The organism is Pseudomonas sp. AC083, from assembly GCF_979253165.1.
In genome coordinates this window covers 57,544-74,343 of the sequence record NZ_CEEDDH010000009.1, presented here as the reverse complement: position 1 = coordinate 74,343, position 16,800 = coordinate 57,544, and the positions used below count along the sequence as shown (strand labels likewise).

At 58.9% G+C, this 16,800-nt stretch carries 17 protein-coding genes; 5 read left to right on the top strand and 12 right to left on the bottom strand.

Annotated elements, in window-relative coordinates:
* Positions 1-9: 9 nt before the first annotated feature.
* A complete protein-coding gene (gene ilvA / locus AC0IXA_RS15085) occupies positions 10-1,524 on the bottom strand; it encodes a threonine ammonia-lyase, biosynthetic (RefSeq protein WP_471813724.1) in 1,515 nt (504 codons plus the stop codon).
* Positions 1,525-1,841: 317 nt separating this feature from the next.
* Here ilvA and rpiA point away from each other — a divergent pair, with 317 nt between their 5' ends.
* Positions 1,842-2,516, top strand: coding sequence for a ribose-5-phosphate isomerase RpiA (rpiA, locus tag AC0IXA_RS15080; protein WP_007913886.1), 675 nt, complete (start codon positions 1,842-1,844; stop codon positions 2,514-2,516).
* A gap of 141 nt (positions 2,517-2,657) precedes the next feature.
* Here rpiA and AC0IXA_RS15075 read toward each other — a convergent pair whose 3' ends face one another.
* From AC0IXA_RS15075 to AC0IXA_RS15060, 4 genes are all read right to left on the bottom strand, one after another.
* A complete protein-coding gene (locus AC0IXA_RS15075; RefSeq protein ID WP_123441766.1) occupies positions 2,658-3,575 on the bottom strand; it encodes an SdiA-regulated domain-containing protein in 918 nt (305 codons plus the stop codon).
* A 117-nt stretch (positions 3,576-3,692) separates the two neighbouring features.
* Complete coding sequence (locus tag AC0IXA_RS15070; protein WP_471813722.1) at positions 3,693-4,616, bottom strand: SdiA-regulated domain-containing protein; 924 nt, start codon at positions 4,614-4,616, stop codon at positions 3,693-3,695.
* A gap of 314 nt (positions 4,617-4,930) precedes the next feature.
* Positions 4,931-5,596, bottom strand: coding sequence for a fumarylacetoacetate hydrolase family protein (locus AC0IXA_RS15065; RefSeq protein WP_122705637.1), 666 nt, complete (start codon positions 5,594-5,596; stop codon positions 4,931-4,933).
* A gap of 41 nt (positions 5,597-5,637) precedes the next feature.
* The gene (locus AC0IXA_RS15060; protein WP_341638127.1) at positions 5,638-7,032 is read right to left on the bottom strand and encodes an FAD-binding oxidoreductase; all 1,395 of its coding nucleotides are present in this window, start codon (positions 7,030-7,032) and stop codon (positions 5,638-5,640) included.
* A 205-nt stretch (positions 7,033-7,237) separates the two neighbouring features.
* Between AC0IXA_RS15060 and serA the strand changes: the two genes are divergently transcribed.
* The gene (gene serA / locus AC0IXA_RS15055) at positions 7,238-8,467 is read left to right on the top strand and encodes a phosphoglycerate dehydrogenase (RefSeq protein WP_024014707.1); all 1,230 of its coding nucleotides are present in this window, start codon (positions 7,238-7,240) and stop codon (positions 8,465-8,467) included.
* Between the two features lie 121 nt (positions 8,468-8,588).
* Here serA and AC0IXA_RS15050 read toward each other — a convergent pair whose 3' ends face one another.
* Positions 8,589-9,014: a DUF4399 domain-containing protein gene (locus tag AC0IXA_RS15050; RefSeq protein WP_024014708.1), complete on the bottom strand. Its 426-nt coding sequence runs from the start codon at positions 9,012-9,014 to the stop codon at positions 8,589-8,591.
* A 135-nt stretch (positions 9,015-9,149) separates the two neighbouring features.
* Between AC0IXA_RS15050 and AC0IXA_RS15045 the strand changes: the two genes are divergently transcribed.
* Positions 9,150-9,713, top strand: coding sequence for a transporter substrate-binding domain-containing protein (locus AC0IXA_RS15045; RefSeq protein WP_024014709.1), 564 nt, complete (start codon positions 9,150-9,152; stop codon positions 9,711-9,713).
* A 230-nt stretch (positions 9,714-9,943) separates the two neighbouring features.
* Here the strand turns inward: AC0IXA_RS15045 and AC0IXA_RS15040 are convergent, their stop codons facing one another.
* Both AC0IXA_RS15040 and AC0IXA_RS15035 read right to left on the bottom strand, forming a co-directional pair.
* Positions 9,944-10,429, bottom strand: coding sequence for a 2-thiouracil desulfurase family protein (locus AC0IXA_RS15040; protein ID WP_471813720.1), 486 nt, complete (start codon positions 10,427-10,429; stop codon positions 9,944-9,946).
* Positions 10,430-10,431: 2 nt separating this feature from the next.
* Positions 10,432-11,064 (bottom strand): 2OG-Fe(II) oxygenase, encoded by a 633-nt coding sequence (locus AC0IXA_RS15035; protein ID WP_137214345.1) that lies wholly within the window; start codon positions 11,062-11,064, stop codon positions 10,432-10,434.
* A 108-nt stretch (positions 11,065-11,172) separates the two neighbouring features.
* Here AC0IXA_RS15035 and AC0IXA_RS15030 point away from each other — a divergent pair, with 108 nt between their 5' ends.
* Positions 11,173-11,904, top strand: coding sequence for a DUF2059 domain-containing protein (locus tag AC0IXA_RS15030; RefSeq protein ID WP_471813718.1), 732 nt, complete (start codon positions 11,173-11,175; stop codon positions 11,902-11,904).
* Between the two features lie 104 nt (positions 11,905-12,008).
* Here AC0IXA_RS15030 and bipL read toward each other — a convergent pair whose 3' ends face one another.
* Positions 12,009-12,956 (bottom strand): phospholipase BipL, encoded by a 948-nt coding sequence (gene bipL, locus AC0IXA_RS15025; RefSeq protein ID WP_024014713.1) that lies wholly within the window; start codon positions 12,954-12,956, stop codon positions 12,009-12,011.
* Positions 12,957-13,055: 99 nt separating this feature from the next.
* Between bipL and AC0IXA_RS15020 the strand changes: the two genes are divergently transcribed.
* The gene (locus AC0IXA_RS15020; protein WP_471813716.1) at positions 13,056-13,637 is read left to right on the top strand and encodes a DUF6436 domain-containing protein; all 582 of its coding nucleotides are present in this window, start codon (positions 13,056-13,058) and stop codon (positions 13,635-13,637) included.
* 78 nt (positions 13,638-13,715) lie between these two features.
* Here the strand turns inward: AC0IXA_RS15020 and AC0IXA_RS15015 are convergent, their stop codons facing one another.
* The 3 genes from AC0IXA_RS15015 to AC0IXA_RS15005 form a co-directional block, all read right to left on the bottom strand.
* A complete protein-coding gene (locus AC0IXA_RS15015; RefSeq protein WP_471813714.1) occupies positions 13,716-13,973 on the bottom strand; it encodes a bacteriocin immunity protein in 258 nt (85 codons plus the stop codon).
* Positions 13,974-14,097: 124 nt separating this feature from the next.
* Complete coding sequence (locus AC0IXA_RS15010; RefSeq protein ID WP_471813712.1) at positions 14,098-14,349, bottom strand: bacteriocin immunity protein; 252 nt, start codon at positions 14,347-14,349, stop codon at positions 14,098-14,100.
* Entirely contained in the window at positions 14,342-16,477 is a 2,136-nt protein-coding gene (locus AC0IXA_RS15005) for an S-type pyocin domain-containing protein (protein ID WP_471813710.1), read from the bottom strand. Before AC0IXA_RS15005 ends, AC0IXA_RS15010 begins: the two co-directional genes overlap by 8 nt.
* Between the last annotated feature and the right edge of the window lie 323 nt (positions 16,478-16,800).

Genomic DNA, 16,800 nt, shown 5'->3' with positions numbered 1-16,800 from the left:
CGTAGCCGCTCAGCCAAGAAACAGCTGATAGGCCGGGTTGTCGCTTTCATCCCAATACGGGTAGCCGATTTCCGCCAGTGCCGCCGGCACCAGATGACGCTCGTCATGGGGCACTTGCAGGCCGGCGACCACGCGGCCGTCCGCTGCGCCGTGGTTGCGGTAGTGGAACATCGAGATATTCCAGCGCCCGCCGAGCTTGTTGAGGAAGTTGAACAAGGCTCCCGGACGCTCCGGGAATTCGAAACGCAGCACCACTTCATCGACCACCTGCGCGGCGCGGCCACCTACCATGTGGCGGATGTGCAGCTTGGCCAGCTCGTTGTCGGTCAGGTCGAGCACCGGAAACCCCTGTTCTGTCAGGCTCGCCAGCAAGGCGCTGCGCGGATCGTTGTCCGGGTGAGTCTGCACGCCAACAAAGATGTGCGCTTCGCTGCCGGTGTTGTAGCGGTAATTGAATTCAGTGATCTGGCGCTTGCCGATGGCTTCGCAGAACGCCTTGAAGCTGCCGGCCTTTTCCGGGATGGTCACGGCGATGATCGCCTCGCGACCTTCGCCCAGTTCGGCGCGTTCGGCGACGTGGCGCAGGCGGTCAAAATTGACGTTGGCGCCGGAGTCGATGGCGACGAAAGTCTGGCCGCTGGCGCCACGCTGCTCAACATACTTCTTGATCCCGGCCACGCCCAGCGCGCCGGCAGGCTCGGTGATCGAGCGGGTATCGTCGTAGATATCCTTGATCGCCGCGCAGATCTCGTCGGTGCTGACAGTAATCACTTCATCGACGTAATCCTTGCAGATCTCAAAGGTGTACTGGCCGATCTGCGCCACCGCCACGCCGTCGGCGAAGATACCTACGGTCGGCAGAACCACGCGCTCGCCCGCTGCCATCGCGGCTTGCAGGCAGTTGGAATCGTCCGGTTCGACGCCAATCACCTTGATGTCCGGACGCAGGTATTTCACGTAGGCCGCGATACCGGCGATCAGGCCGCCACCGCCGACCGGGACGAAAATCGCATCCAGCGGCTGCGGGTGCTGACGCAGGATTTCCATCGCCACGGTGCCCTGCCCGGCGATGGTGTGCGGATCGTCGTACGGGTGGATGTAGACGTAGCCTTTTTCATCGACCAGTTTTAGCGAGTAGGCCAGCGCTTCCGGGAACGAGTCGCCGTGCAGCACCACTTTGCCGCCGCGCGAGCGCACGCCTTCGACCTTGATTTCCGGGGTGGTCTTGGGCATGACGATGGTGGCTTTGACGCCCAACACTTTCGCCGCCAGCGCCAGACCCTGCGCATGATTGCCCGCCGACGCGGTGACCACGCCACGAGCGCGCTCTTCGTCGCTGAGCTGGGTCAGCTTGTTGTAGGCGCCGCGAATCTTGAACGAGAACACCGGCTGCAAGTCTTCACGCTTGAGCCAGATGTCGTTGCCCAGCCGCTCGGAGAGCTGGCGGGCGTTCTGCAGCGGGGTTTCTACGGCAACGTCATAAACGCGCGAGGTGAGGATCTTTTTGACGTACTGTTCGAGCATCGGAAAGCATCACTGGCGATTGGGCGGGACCAGCGAGTCTAACCCGCCTTTTGCCGAGGCGACCACACTAAACAGGTGGTTTTAGGGTCTGGAAACCCATTCTTGAGTGAGCACCGTTGTGGCGAGGGGATTTATCCCCGCTGGAGTGCGAAGCGCTCCCCTGCATTTTTTCAGTTACACCGCGTTCCAAGATCTTACGACGACTGCGTCGCCGAACGGGGATAAATCCCCTCGCCACAGCTTGTTTCCCCCTCTACCACCGCGAGGCCTATAATGCCGGCCTTTCTGCCCAACCCTTGCCTGCTTCCGGAGCCCGCATGACCCAGGATCAACTCAAACAGGCCGTGGCCCAGGCCGCTGTCGACTTCATCCTGCCGAAACTCGACGACAAGAGCATCGTCGGCGTCGGCACCGGCTCCACCGCCAACTGCTTCATCGATGCACTGGCCCAGCACAAGGGCGCGTTCGATGGCGCCGTTGCCAGCTCCGAAGCCACCGCCGCGCGCCTCAAGGGCCATGGGATTCCGGTGTATGAGCTGAATACCGTCAGCGATCTGGAGTTCTACGTCGACGGCGCCGATGAAAGCGATGCGCACCTGAACCTGATCAAGGGCGGCGGCGCAGCCCTGACCCGCGAGAAGATTGTCGCCGCCGTGGCCAAGACCTTCATCTGCATCGCCGACGCCAGCAAACTGGTGCCGGTGCTCGGCGAGTTCCCGCTGCCGGTGGAAGTAATCCCGATGGCCCGCAGCCACGTAGCCCGCCAACTGGTCAAACTCGGTGGCGACCCGGTGTACCGCGAAGGCGTGTTGACCGACAACGGCAACATCATCCTCGATGTGTTCAACCTGCAGATCACCAACCCGGTGGAGCTGGAAGCGCAGATCAACGCCATCGTCGGCGTGGTCACCAACGGCCTGTTCGCCGCGCGCCCGGCGGATCTGTTGTTGCTGGGCACCAGTGAAGGCGTGAAAACCCTGAAGGCTGAGTAACAGACTGCCCGAATCGTGGCCAGACAAATAAACCTGTGGGAGCGAGCCTGCTCGCGAATGCGCCTGTTCAGCCAACATCTTCATTGACTGGCCAACCGCATTCGCGAGCAGGCTCGCTCCCACAGTGTTTTGTGGTGTTGGTCAGTTTTGTGTGGGCTTCTTGAAGACGTAAAACAGATTCGGCTCGCTCACCAGGTACAACGTGCCGTCATCATCCATCGCAATTCCCTCCGCCTGCGGCACGGTTTTCTGCAAACCCTGACGCCCGCCGCTGATCGACATGGTGCTCAAGGGGCGCCCGTCGACATCCAGCTCGATAATCAACCGCGACTCGTCCGACAGTGCCAGCAAGTGCCCGCTGCGTTCGTCGTACTGCAGACTCGACAGATCACGCACGAACATCCCGGCATCGCGCTTGGGGTTGTTGATCACGTGCACCGCGTAGGTCTTGTCCGGTTTGAAGTGCGGAAAACCGTGGACTTCGTAGATCAGCATCGGGTCGCGTTCTTTGGCCACGAACAGCCGCTTGCCCACCGAGTCGTAAGCCAGCCCCTCGAAACCCTTGTTGCTGGCCATGTGCACGCCCAAGGTCATTTGCTCGGCATCTTCGGCATCGAGAAAAGTGGTGTCGGCTTCAAGGTGGATCTTGATCAGGCGTTGCTGGCGCTCGTCGGTGATCACGTAAGTGTCGGCGCTGATGTACTCGACCGCTTCCGGATCGCCGAACCCGACCAAGGCAATGCGCCGCAAAATCTTGCCTTCCAGCGACAGTTCGATCAGTTCGGAATTCTTGTTGGTCACGGTGAACAGGCTTTTGCGCACCGGATCGTAGGTCAGCGCCGAGACGTCATCGTCGAGCCCGTCGATCGGTCGCGCTTCGATGGCCACCCGATATTGATCCAGGCCGATCGCCTCGCTGCTCACCGGTTGCCACAGCGTGTGCAGGTTGAACCAGGCGCGCTCGAACAGGCGCAGGTATTGGCCGATCGCGAGCAACGCGATCAGGGCAATCATCAAAAAAAGGATAACCAGCGGTTTGGGACGGGCAAGTCGACGCATTCAGGCAGGCTCGGGTTCAAGGCAGGCGGATGAAATATCACGCCTGTCTGAACTGAAGCTTAATGGCCACTTGCCTGCCACGACAACCGCACAATTCCGCGATTGTCGTAGGGAAAATTACCGGTGTTTTTCGAAGCGGTAGAACAGGTTCGGTTCGCTGACCATGTACAACGTGCCGTCCTCGTCCATGGTCATGCCTTCGGCGCGGGGAATGGTGTCTTTCAGACCATTGAAATTCCCAAGCAACGTCATGAAGCTGACTTGCTCGCCCCTCTCGTCCAGTTCCAGCAAAAGGTGCGAATCGGCGGACAACACCAGCAGATGGCCAGTGCGCGGATCGACGGCCAGCGCCGACAGGTTGCGAATATCGAGCTCATCACTGGCCAGCTTCTGCTTGTCGCCGATCAGGGTCTGGCTGCCGTCGCTTTTCCAGGTGAACAGCGCCGGCGGGCGCTCTTCACCCAGCACAAGTTGCTCGTTGCGCGGATCCCAGGTGATGGCTTCGAAAGCTTTGTTCTGATCTTTCGACGGCCCAAGGTCGTATTTCGGGAAGTCGGCAATGTTCAGCTCACGGGTACCGGCTTCGACCTTGACGATCGACAGCGTGTGTTGACGTTCATCGACAATCGCCAGCAGGCCGTTTTCCATGACCGTCAGGCCTTCCGGATTGCTCCAGCCCACCAGCGGCATCTTGCGCAGCACGTCGCCTTGCAACGTCAGCTCAGCCAGGAACGGATTTTTGCCCATGACCGCGAACAGGGTCTTGGTCTGCGGGTTATAGGCCAGATCCGAAGCTTCGTCCTTTTCCATGCCCGGCAGCGGCTTGGCATCGATCACCACCTGATAATCCGGCAGCCAGACACTCTCCTTCTGCTCGGCCTTGCTCTCGAAGCGCTCCAGCACCCACAGCACACCGCGATCATCCCAGTGCATGGCGAACGCCAGTCCATAGGCTGCCGCGATGACCAGCAACAGCCAGACATACCAGCGCAGAGCGAAGCGGGAACGATGGGTAGTTTTTTGCTGAGTTTGAGATGACATCAAAGGACGCGTTCCGAAAATTCAGGCCAAGGGTAATAGCACAAAGAGGCCGGCTGAGACGTCAGAATCGCGGAAATTATCCAGAGAGGATGTGAAAAAAACGGGAAATGGCGGGATTGGCGTGTGCATTTGCCAGCAGCAACACATTACAGATATGGAATGGCCCTTGTGGCGAGGGGATTCATCCCCGTTGGACTGCGCAGCAGGCCCCTCTTTAAGATCAAGAGGGGCCCGCTTCGCGCGCCAACGGGGCGGTGCGACGTTTCGCTAAATCCCCTCACCAAAAAGCTCACCCCCCAAAAGGGGTTCTGCGGTTAGCGCACGCTGCTGCTGAAGCGGCTCGCCCCCGGCAGTTCGAGGACGATTTCGTCGCCGACGTTCAGCGGGCCGACGCCCACTGGGGTGCCGGTGAGGATCACGTCGCCGGCCTGCAACGAGAAGCAGCCGGCCATGTGCTGGATCATCGGCACGATCGGGTTGAGCATCGCGCTGCTGTTGCCGTCCTGGCGCACTTCGCCGTTGATGGTCAGGCGGATGCCGATGTCGGTCAGGTCAGCGAAGGTGCTGCCGACCACGAACGGCGCGATCACCGCTGCACCATCGAACGATTTGGCGATTTCCCACGGCAGGCCCTTGGCTTTCAGTTCGGCCTGCTTGTCGCGCAGGGTCAGGTCCAGCGCCGGGGCGAAACCGGAGATCGCATCAAGGACTTCTTCACGGCTCGGCTTGGTTGACAACGGCTTGCCGATCAACACGGCGATTTCCGCTTCGTAGTGCACCGAACCGCGCTCGGTCGGAATGCTGAACCCGCCTTCCAGCGGCACCACGCAACTGCCCGGCTTGATGAACAGCAGCGGCTCGGTCGGCACCGGGTTGTCCAGTTCCTTGGCGTGCTCGGCGTAATTGCGGCCAATGCACACGACTTTCCCGATCGGGAAGTGGATGCGCGTGCCGTCGACGTACTGGTGCTGATAGCTCATTTACCGACTCCTGCCTTTATTGATTCAACAGAGATTACCGATCAAACCGGGAAAATCTTGCCCGGGTTCATGATGCCGTTCGGGTCGAACACTGCCTTGACCGCTTTCATGTACTCGATCTCGGCCGGCGAACGGCTGTAGGTCAGGTAATCACGCTTGGTCATACCGACGCCGTGCTCGGCCGAGATCGAGCCGTTGTACTTCTCGACGGTTTCGAACACCCACTTGTTGACTGTGGCGCACTTGGCGAAGAACTCGTCCTTGCTCAGGTTTTCCGGCTTGAGGATGTTCAGGTGCAGGTTGCCGTCGCCGATATGGCCGAACCAGACGATTTCGAAATCCGGGTAGTGCTCGCCAACGATCGCGTCGATTTCGCGCAGGAACGCCGGCACTTTCGAGACGGTAACCGAGATGTCGTTCTTGTACGGCGTCCAGTGGGAAATGGTTTCGGAGATGTACTCGCGCAGCTTCCACAGATTGTGCAGCTGGGTTTCGCTCTGGCTCATCACGCCGTCGAGCACCCAGCCCTGTTCTACGCAGTGCTCGAAGGTCTCCAGCGCGCTGTTGGCCACTTCTTCGGTGGTCGCTTCGAATTCCAGCAGGGCGTAGAACGGGCACTGGGTCTCGAACGGCGCCGGCACGTCACCACGGCCCATGATCTTGGCAAGGGCCTTGTCGGAGAAGAATTCGAACGCGGTCAGGTCAAGTTTGCCCTGGAAGGCATGCAGCACCGGCATGATCGAATCGAAATCGGCGGTGCCGAGGACCATGGCGGTGAGGTTTTTCGGCGCGCGATCGAGGCGCATGGTCGCTTCGACAACGAAACCGAGGGTGCCTTCGGCGCCGATGAATAGCTGACGCAGGTCGTAACCGGTAGCGTTCTTGATCAGGTCCTTGTTCAGCTCGAGCACGTCGCCCTTGCCGGTGACGACTTTCATGCCGGCCACCCAGTTGCGGGTCATGCCGTAGCGAATCACTTTGATCCCGCCGGCATTGGTGCCGATATTGCCGCCAATCTGGCTGGAACCCGCCGAGGCGAAGTCGACCGGATAGTACAGGCCGTTTTCCTCGGCGACGTTCTGCAGATGCTCAGTGACCACACCCGGCTGGCACACGGCGGTGCGGTCGGTGAGGTTGACGTCGAGAATCTGGTTCATGTAATCGAACGAAACCACCACTTCGCCCTTGGCCGCCACCGCAGCGGCGGACAACCCGGTGCGCCCGCCGGACGGGACCAGTGCGACCTTGTGGGTGTTGGCCCAACGCACCACGGCCTGCACTTGCTCGATGGTCTTGGGAAACACGATGGCGCTCGGTGCCGGCGCGAAATGCTTGGTCCAATCCTTGCCGTAAGTGTTCAGGGAGTCGGCGTCGGTGAGGACTTTGCCAGGCTCAACCAGGGTCTTCAGTTCATCAATCAGCGCAGGATTGGTCATCGACAGAACTCTCGAACAATTCATGGTCATCCTGAGAACGCTTCACGTCGCAGGAATGAGTGTTTAGCGGGGTGGCTATGCTAGCATACCGACCCCGCAGGACAGTGCCCAAGGCCAGATCCGCGGTGACGGCTTTGTTGCCGTGCGGGTCAGCTCCAGGCTGCTCCCTCCCTGCCATTTTTCTCCGGGATACAGGTTTACGCAGATGAGCAAGACTTCTCTCGATAAGAGCAAGATCAAGTTCCTTCTTCTCGAAGGCGTCCACCAATCGGCTGTCGACGTCCTCAAGGCGGCGGGCTACACCAGCATCGAATACCTGACTGGTTCCTTGCCGGAAGCCCAGCTCAAGGAAAAGATCGCTGACGCTCACTTCATCGGCATCCGCTCGCGCACGCAACTGACCGAAGAGATCTTCGATCACGCGAAGAAACTGGTCGCGGTCGGCTGTTTCTGCATCGGCACCAACCAGGTTGACCTCAGTGCGGCCCGCGAGCGCGGTATTGCCGTGTTCAACGCGCCGTACTCCAACACCCGTTCCGTAGCCGAGCTAGTACTGGCCGAAGCGATCCTGCTGCTGCGCGGCATCCCTGAGAAGAATGCATCCTGCCACCGTGGCGGCTGGATCAAGTCCGCCGCCAACTCGTTCGAGATCCGTGGCAAGAAGCTGGGCATCGTCGGCTACGGCTCGATCGGCACGCAGCTGTCGGTGCTGGCTGAAGGCCTGGGCATGCAGGTGTTCTTCTATGACACCGTGACCAAGCTGCCGCTGGGCAACGCCACACAGGTCAACAACCTGCACGAGCTGCTGGGCATGTCCGACATCGTGACCCTGCACGTCCCGGAAACTGCGGCCACCCAGTGGATGATCGGCGAGAAGGAAATCCGTGCCATCAAGAAGGGCGGCATTCTGATCAACGCCGCACGCGGCACCGTGGTCGAACTCGACGCCCTGGCGGACGCGATCAAGGACAAGCACCTGATCGGCGCGGCCATCGACGTGTTCCCGGTGGAACCACGCTCCAACGACGAAGAGTTCGAAAGCCCGCTGCGTGGCCTCGACAACGTGATCCTGACCCCGCACATCGGTGGCTCGACCGCCGAAGCGCAAGCCAACATCGGTCTGGAAGTGGCAGAAAAACTGGTCAAGTACAGCGACAACGGTACTTCGGTGTCGTCGGTCAACTTCCCGGAAGTGGCCCTGCCGGCTCACCCTGGCAAGCACCGCCTGCTGCACATCCACGAGAACATCCCGGGTGTGATGAGCGAGATCAACAAGGTCTTCGCCGAAAACGGCATCAACATCTCCGGTCAGTTCCTGCAGACCAACGAGAAGGTTGGCTACGTGGTAATCGACGTCGACGCCGAATACTCGGAGCTGGCGCAAGAGAAGCTGCAACACGTCAACGGTACTATCCGTAGCCGGGTGCTGTTCTAACAGCAGCTGCGAGCTTCAAGCCACAAGCGGCAAGTGAAAAGCGCTTTTGCCTTTACTTGCCGCTTGCAGCTAGCCACTTGAAGCTGAATAAAAAAAGGGAGCCCCGAAGGGCTCCCTTTTTTTATTTCACGTTGACCGTGATTTTTTCCGAAACGATCGATGGGTCGAACGGCATGTGGCCGCTGTCGCCGAGGATCAGTTGCAAGGTGTGTTTGCCCGGGGCCAGTTTGATCGTGGCTTCGGTCTGCGCCTTGCCGAAATGCATGTGATGGGCGTCAGTCGGGATCGGCGCGCCTTCGGCCGGCAGGTCGTCGACGTCGATCAGCAGGTGATGGTGGCCGGTGTTCTTGGTGGTGTCACCCGCCGGGGCCAGCGCGATGTTCTTGACGCCGAACTTGACCTTGAATTCCTGCGAGACGGTAGCGCCGTCCTCGGGAGAAACGATGAACACTTCAGCATCCTTCGGCGCCGGTGTCGCCGCACTGGCCAGCACCGAAACACCCATCAGCACACCGGCCAACGCTGCACGTGACAAAAAGCTTTTCATTTTCTTCTCCAGTTTTTCCGTAAAATCCGCACGGTCATGACAACTTCATGACCATTCGTTGTCGAAGGCACTCGACAACCATAGCAAAGCGAGCCTGAATCAGAGCGTCGCGATAATGATTTCAAAGGAGTGACCATGCGCCTGCTGCCTGGCCTGATCTGCCTGCTACCCCTTCTGAGCCCGCTGGCTCACGCCGAACTGATTGATGACGTCAACGACCGTGGCGAGCTGCGCATAGCCCTTGAGGCTAATACACCGCCCTTCAATTACAAGGAGGGCGACACCCTCACGGGGTTCGAGGTCGAGCTTGGGCAACTGATCGCCAACGAACTGGATGTACGCGCCGACTTCATCGTCACCGACGAGGGCGACCTGCTCCAGGGCGTTGAAAGCGGCAAGTACGACGTCGCGCTCAACCACATAGCACTGACACCCGAACTCAAGGATCGTTTCGACTTCAGCGAGCCGTACGGCGAGGTTGATGGGCAGTTGTTGGCGAAGAAGGACGAGACGCCGCGGCCGATGGTGCTGGTGCAGGCATTGACCGAAGAGAAGCCGAAAGCGGCGGCGCCGGTAGAATTGGCGATACCGTTTCAGAAGGGTAATCCGGCGTTTCAGGCCAGCCTCAAGAGCGCGCTGGAACGGATCAAGGCGGATGGGCGGTTGGCGGCGCTGTCCGAGAAGTGGTTGAAACCGTAAGAGCCCCTCACCCTCACCCTAACCCTCTCCCGGAGGGAGAGGGAACTGATCCGGGGATGCTTTTGAGGTACGCCGACTTGGGATTGCTATACCGAATCCGAAATCGACTGATCATGGCTTTGTCGAATCCCTGGTCGCCAAGGTCTTTCAGGTCGATGGACAGCGCCAGACACCTCGGTCGGCCCCCTCTCCCCCCGGGAGAGGGCTGGGGTGAGGGCAACAATGGCGGATCAGTCCAAAGCCGCCAGAGTCACCGCCGCCTCAGCCAGCTCAAGCTCACTGAAAACCCGAACCCCATGACGCTTGAGCAACGCCGCCGTCACCCCTTCGCCATTGACCTTGACCCCGCTGAACGTGCCGTCATACGTCAGCAGGCTCCCGCAAGACGGACTGTTGGCCTTGAGCACCGCCACCCGAATGCCGTGCTTTTGCACTAGTTCCAGCGCTTGCCGCGCCCCCTCGAGAAACTGCGCGCTGACATCCTCGCCATCGGTAGTGATTACAGCAGCAGTGCCATCCAGCACCTCACCGCCCTGCCCGCCAGGAATCTCAGCCGCCGCCCGCGGCGTCGGCAATCCACCGGCCACCTCCGGACACAACGGCACTACGCGCCCTTCTTCGATCCATTGCTCAAGCAGATCAAACGGCCCGCTCGCGCCACCGTCATAGCGCACGCGATGGCCCAGCAGGCAGCGACTGACCAGGATCTTTTCCATGTTCAGAACGGCTCGTTGCCACGCCGACGGAACCAGCCGGTCAGCGACAGCCGCTCGCGATGGGCCGGCATCACTTCGTGGGGCACTTCGCCGGAGAGAAACACCACCAGACAGCCGCCGGTCGGCTGTACGTCATGCACGCGCTCATCACCCAGGTACATGCGCAACTGGCCACCGTCCTCCGGCAACCAGGCCTCGTTGAGGTAGATGACGGCCGAGACCATGCGCCGGTCATCATCGCGAAAGCGATCAACGTGCTTGAGGTAAAACGCGCCGGGCGGGTACAGGGCGAAATGGCATTCGAAATCCTCAAGCCCCAGAAACAAGCCACGATTAAGTGCCTCGCGCAGACTGTCCATCAGGCTCAGATAGCGGTCAGTGGCGTCGGCCTGACCCGGGTCGATCCACTGGATGTGATCGCCGCGAATACCCTCGCGAATCTCCGAAAACGGCCCGCGTCCGACCGCCGCCGGCGCCAGCTCACCTTCGGCTTCACGTTTACGGCACTCGGCCGCCAGCGCCCGGGTCAGATCGGCGGGCAGGAAGATGTTCTGCTGCGACCAGCCGTGTTCGGCCAGGTCGTCGACAATGCGTAACAGCAGCGGGTGTTCAGAGGATATCGGCATGGCGCGCATAGTATGCCGATGGCAACAAATCCGACAGAGCCACGCAGCGCCTTGCTACGAATTCTCGACAAGTACCGGCACCGCACGGACAATAGTCCGCTGCTGACAGGAGTCCCTATGCGCCGTTTGCTTTTTTCACTGTTGATGTTCTGCGTATTGCCCGCCTGGGCGGACGGCTTTGATCAGTTGTACAAGGTCGCCGGCTGGCCAGAACAACGCGCGCATTTCAATGATGCCCTGAGCGCCGCCCAGCAGCGCTATCAGAACAGCCTGCCGCCTGCGGTATTTCAGGCGCTGGTCAACAACAGCAATCAACGCTTTGCCGCGCAGGCCATGGATGAGCGTGCCGAAGCGCAACTGCGGCAGAAACTCGCCGACCCTAAACCGGCGCTGACCTTCTTCCAGTCACCGCTGGGCAAGAAAATCGTCGCCGCCGAACTGCTGGCGACCCGCCGCGATCAATTGGCAAAAAACGCCCAGGGTCTGCCGAAGATGCAGGCCAGCGACAGTCGCTTGCTGATCATCGGCCACTTGGCGCAAGCCTTGCCGGCCCGTGAGGCTGGCGCCGAGGTCAGTCTGGCGATTGCCGGCGTAGCGGCGGACAGCTTGAGTTCGATGATCCCGGGATTGCTCGGCGGTGGACAGGCACAGGGCATGTTGAACGGTCAGCGCCAGCGGCTGATGGATCAGATCGGCGCCGATCTGAACAACACGTTGCTCTACGTCTATCGCGACTTGTCGGATGAAGAGCTGGAAGAGTTTGCGACGTTTGCCGAGTCGACCGAGGGCAAGGCTTATTATCAGGCGGCACTGGCGGCGATTCGGGCGGGGTTGGCGGTCGGCCAGTGATGTTCGTTACCTGAAAGATCGCATTCGCGAGCAGGCTCGCTCCCACAGTTGTAACGCATTCCCCTGTGGGAGCGAGCCTGCTCGCGAAGAGGCCCTCCCAGGCACTAGAGATTCCGCCCCCTGATCCGCTTGCTCAAGAATTCGAAATACTCCTCACGCATCTCCGCCGTTTCATTGGCCAGGTGATGCCGTGCCTCGGCCAGCAGCAGAATCTGCGGCCGGTCGAACTTCCATTTCAACACCTGCAGATTGTGCTGCCAGTCGACAGTCATGTCCGCCTGCCCCTGAATGATCAACGGCCGTCGCGGACTTTTTTTCGCGTGCTCGACGCGGATGATCCAGCGCGACAGCGCGCCCACCCATTTGGTCGGCAGGCGCCTTGGCTGTAACGGATCGGCCTGCAGAAACGGCAGGAAATCCGGATCGTTGGAATTCTCGCTGAAGCGTCGCGCGACCCCGCGTACAAACGGCCGCAGCAGGTAATAACTCAACTGCGACCAGCCCCACGCCCTCGGCCGCACCAACGGCGCCAGCAAAATCACTTGCCCCTGCGCCGGGCTGTTCTCACCATGGTTGAGCAGATGATCGACGACAATCGCGCCACCGGTGCTTTGCCCGCACAAATGCCAAGGCTGCGGCAGCGCGATCGAGTTCGCTTCAGCAAACAGCGCCTGCAACACATCCTGGTATTCAGAGAAATCACGAATGCTCGCCCGTGGCCCGCTCGACAGACCATGGCCCGGCAAGTCGCAGGCAATCACGGCGAAATCCTGATCCAGCGCCCACTCGATCACATGCCGGTACAGGCCGATGTGATCGTAGTAACCGTGCAGCAGAAACAACGTCGCCTTGACCTTCTCCGGCCACCAGCAATGGCTGACCAGCTCGTAGCCATCGACTTCGAAACGACCCATGCCGCGCCAGACATCGCGCTCGGCGAAGTCGGTCTTGTAGAAGCGCTGATAAGCCTTCGCCTCATCCGATAACGGCTGCCACTCGGCCAATGGCTTGAGGCTCGCGCGTAAATGATCGGGGTCGAAAGTATCAGGCATGCGCACATTCCAAAGCGGTAAACGGACTTTATCGGCCTGCGATATTCATCTGTCGGAGCAAGCATGGCAAGCTAGCCAACCTTTTCAGATTCCGAAATCATGCGTTCGCCCTACCGCACCGCACTGTTCGCCAGCCTGCTCGCGCTGATCTGCGCCGGGGTGCTGTGGACGGCATATGACTGGTTTCAGGGCCGCTATCTGCGCGCGTTCAGCGAACATACGGCAGTATTTTCCGGCGACCCGCTGCGCCTGCCGGACAACCTCGCCGGGCCGGGCAATATTCGTCTTGTGCACTTCTGGGACCCGGCCTGTCCGTGCAACGTCGGCAATCAACAGCACCTGAGCGAGATGGTCGAACAGTTCGGCCCTCGCGGCGTGGAGTTCTTCGCCGTGCAAAAGCCCGGCAGCCACGGCCAGCTACCGGCCACCCTCGCCAGTCTGAAAACCATCATCGTCCTGCCAGGCGCCGAACAGATCCCCGCCAGCCCCGCCGTGGCGATCTGGGATCGTAGCGGCAAACTCGCCTATTTCGGCCCGTACAGCGAAGGCCTGACCTGCAACTCCAGCAACAGCTTTATCGAACCGATCCTGCATGCGCTGACGGAAGATCGGCCGGTGAATGCCACGCATACCTTGGCGGTGGGTTGTTATTGCCCGTGGGTGGGTGAAGTCGGGGAATAACTGCAACGTCGGCATTCGAATTACTGAAGGTCTAAAGAGCGCCCCGGTTATATTACATATAAGGGCGCCACCTATGACTCACTCTGGCTTAAATCCTAGCTTGCCTTTGGCAGCCCTCCACTCTTTTATTTCTTTTAAAACCCCCTCCGGGCTATCCTCCCTATTATCACTCGGGTAGTAGATCAAATCTGAACCACCGGGATGCTCCGTCAATCGTCTGAATTCAGTAACTAATGCCACACCCTGCTCTTCCGTTCGCTTACTGGGATCGAAAATTGTTGAGATGAACTCTAAAAACTCTTTCTCTGTGTAATCGGAAATCGTTTTTTCGCTCATTGACTACTGTCCTCTGTGGATTGACTTATGTCGATTCGGCGCGACAACAGTGGTACCAGATCATGATTTTTATCAACTATGCCCCTGACAAATCGAACTTGCCAGGAGCATAGTCAATAACCAATCAACTAATTTTAAACCCAGGTCTTCCGTTAGCCGCTCGCCATGCCTTAATTTCTGCGACCACGGCTACCGGACCGGCCTTGCCAGGCTCTGGATAAAAAATCAGATCTGAGCCAGATGGATGCTCACTCAACGATTTAAACTCTAAAACCGCTTCAATATGTTCCTCTTCAGTCTCGTAATCATCGTTATAAACTCGCGTAACAAACGTCAAAAATTCCGACTCTGAAATCTCGGTGATCAACTTATTCATCGCCAGACCTTTTATGGGTTTCAATATGATTTTTAGGAGTCATCATGCCAATATTGTCCATCTCATAAACTCCGCCACCTTCTGATATGAAGATTTTATGGTGTAACTCAAACTTGACACGCCTACCGACTTGCTCCGCTTCTCTGGCAACAGGGGCTCGTCCTCTTTTCATCATAGCTACTACATTGGGCTCAAACAGAACTACCAACTCCGGATCCCCTGCCACTGCTTTCCAGAACGCCTCTCGAAACGCCCGAAAATTCCTGAATTCCCTGCCCCGCAACTGATCGGCGATCTGTGAAGGTACCGGCGCGCCATCGCCCTGCGCTGCACTGCCGAGCCAGTTCCCGAATACCGGTAGCCCCACTCCTGTCGCGACGCCCGGGTCCTCCCGCCGGTCGCGGAACATTGTGTAGATCGGCGGCAGACCGGATTCCACCGGGAACACCAGAATATAGTCATCGAAACCGGCTTCCGAAACGGCGGGGAATGAATCGAGGCGTCCTTCTACCGGAATCACTGTGGCACCGGTATAGACAGGCACATCCGGTTGCCCGGCCGGCGAGGTTGTCGAGCTGTTTCCTGGATTTATGATCGGCGTCCACGTCAGATGGCGTGGCGGTACATCCGAGGTAGTCGCAGTGTAAACATTTTGTCCCGTGTCGTAGGAGGTCGCCAATACCCTGACGGTCGAGGGAACATTCAAGCCATCCGTCCTGACGACAAAAACTTCTGAATGTCCGTGCGCGTCAGTTTTTGAACTGAAACGGTAAGCGAGATCGACGCTCCCACCAGCCGCCGCGATTGCGTGTAGCTCTGGCGCGTTATTATTCGCAATATCCGAGAGCGGCATGCTGAACGCATACCGATCGGGCAATTCACCATTACCCAGTTTCGAGGAATAGACCAACGCGGACACCCCGACCACCGCGCCAGCGCCGACACTCGCCGCGAGGCTGCTCAATGCCGCGACTGCGCTGCGAACCGCCGCTTGCAGACCTACTGACGCCGCCTCGGCAACCGCCACGACTCCAGCCGACGTCATGAACACTGGTCCTGCGGCCGACGCGGCACCTGGCACGCGGAAAGTATTGGCGGAGCGAACGGCCTCTGCCGCTATTCGCGCCTGCTCATCGGCAAGGCGCCGGGCTTCTGCCTCCGCCTCTGCGGCAATACGAGCCTGTTCCTGCGCGCGAGCCTCCTCCAGCAACTTCCAGGCTTCGAGCTCCTGTGCAATACGTATTTGCTCTTGTAGTCGCTCTTCCTCATGAGCACGACTGATCAGGCCAGCCAGAACGTTTGCCGCCGCTGCCATATGCCGGGCGTTTTCCGAGTGCAGAAGTGAGGCGTGATAGTCCTGCCAGCGCTTGCCCAATTGCGAGTTGGCCTGCAGATACACCAGATTGTTAAGTGCTTCGAGCTCAGGCTTGCTCAACGGGGCGTTGATGTCTGGGTTGGCGAATGCATAGGGCCGAACGGCCGCCTGCTCGGTGGAGGTGATGTTGTCTGCAGCAATCTTGTAATTGATGAGTGTCTGAGAAAGGCTGCCTGCAGTCGAACCCGCTGCAGCGGCAACTCTTTCAACGAGAAAATCAGACAAAGACTGGAAGAGGATATTCGTTTCAAGATTGACGACGGATAACCTTTCACTGGAAAGCAACTTCCGGGTTTCGCTGTCGGCTGGATTCGCAGCTTCGATCTGACTTCGTCTTGCCGCCAGTTCCGGAAGCTGATTGGCAATGATGGCGATCACCCACGAAAGGCGCCGCAACTCCATTGCCGCGCGATACGCCTTGTCTATGGCGGTATAGGCAACTAAAACATTCGGAGGAACTGAATCCAGACTGTCCCTTATTTTCCTGAAAGACAAATCCTTCATCAGGAAGAAGGGGTCATGTCCATACAGCGAATAAGCTGCATCGGTATGGGCGCGATACTCCAATAATTTTGAGTGAATAACTTGAATGGTCACATCTTGATCTGACTTTAATTTTTGCGCCGCGGAAAGTCCCGCGCCTGCTACCTGCCTCGCTCGCTCTGCTTCACTGTTGGAAGTTTCACCGATGCTGTTAAACACTGCAGCGTACTCAAGATCAATATATCCCTGAGAGCTACGCGACTCACCCATCAAGTCGTCCCAAATGAATGGGGTTAACGGATCGAGTTTTCCCGGGCCTTGGCCTGTCCCTCTTGGGGCATCATCATTGAGCCCCCAACTTCCCGAGAAATATCCGCCTTGACCCAATTGAGTTGGTCTTGTTCCTCGAACAGGGACCGGAGCCAGCTCATATCTACCTGGCCCGAGCTGTCTGTGAGGCCCCAAATACTTTCCAATATCGTTCATACGACTTCTCCATGTCAGTTATTCCATGTAGCAACCCCGTAAAACTGGTTGACACTGTTTACTGCTTCGAACAGCTCCTGCTGACGTGCTTTTTATAGACGGACTTC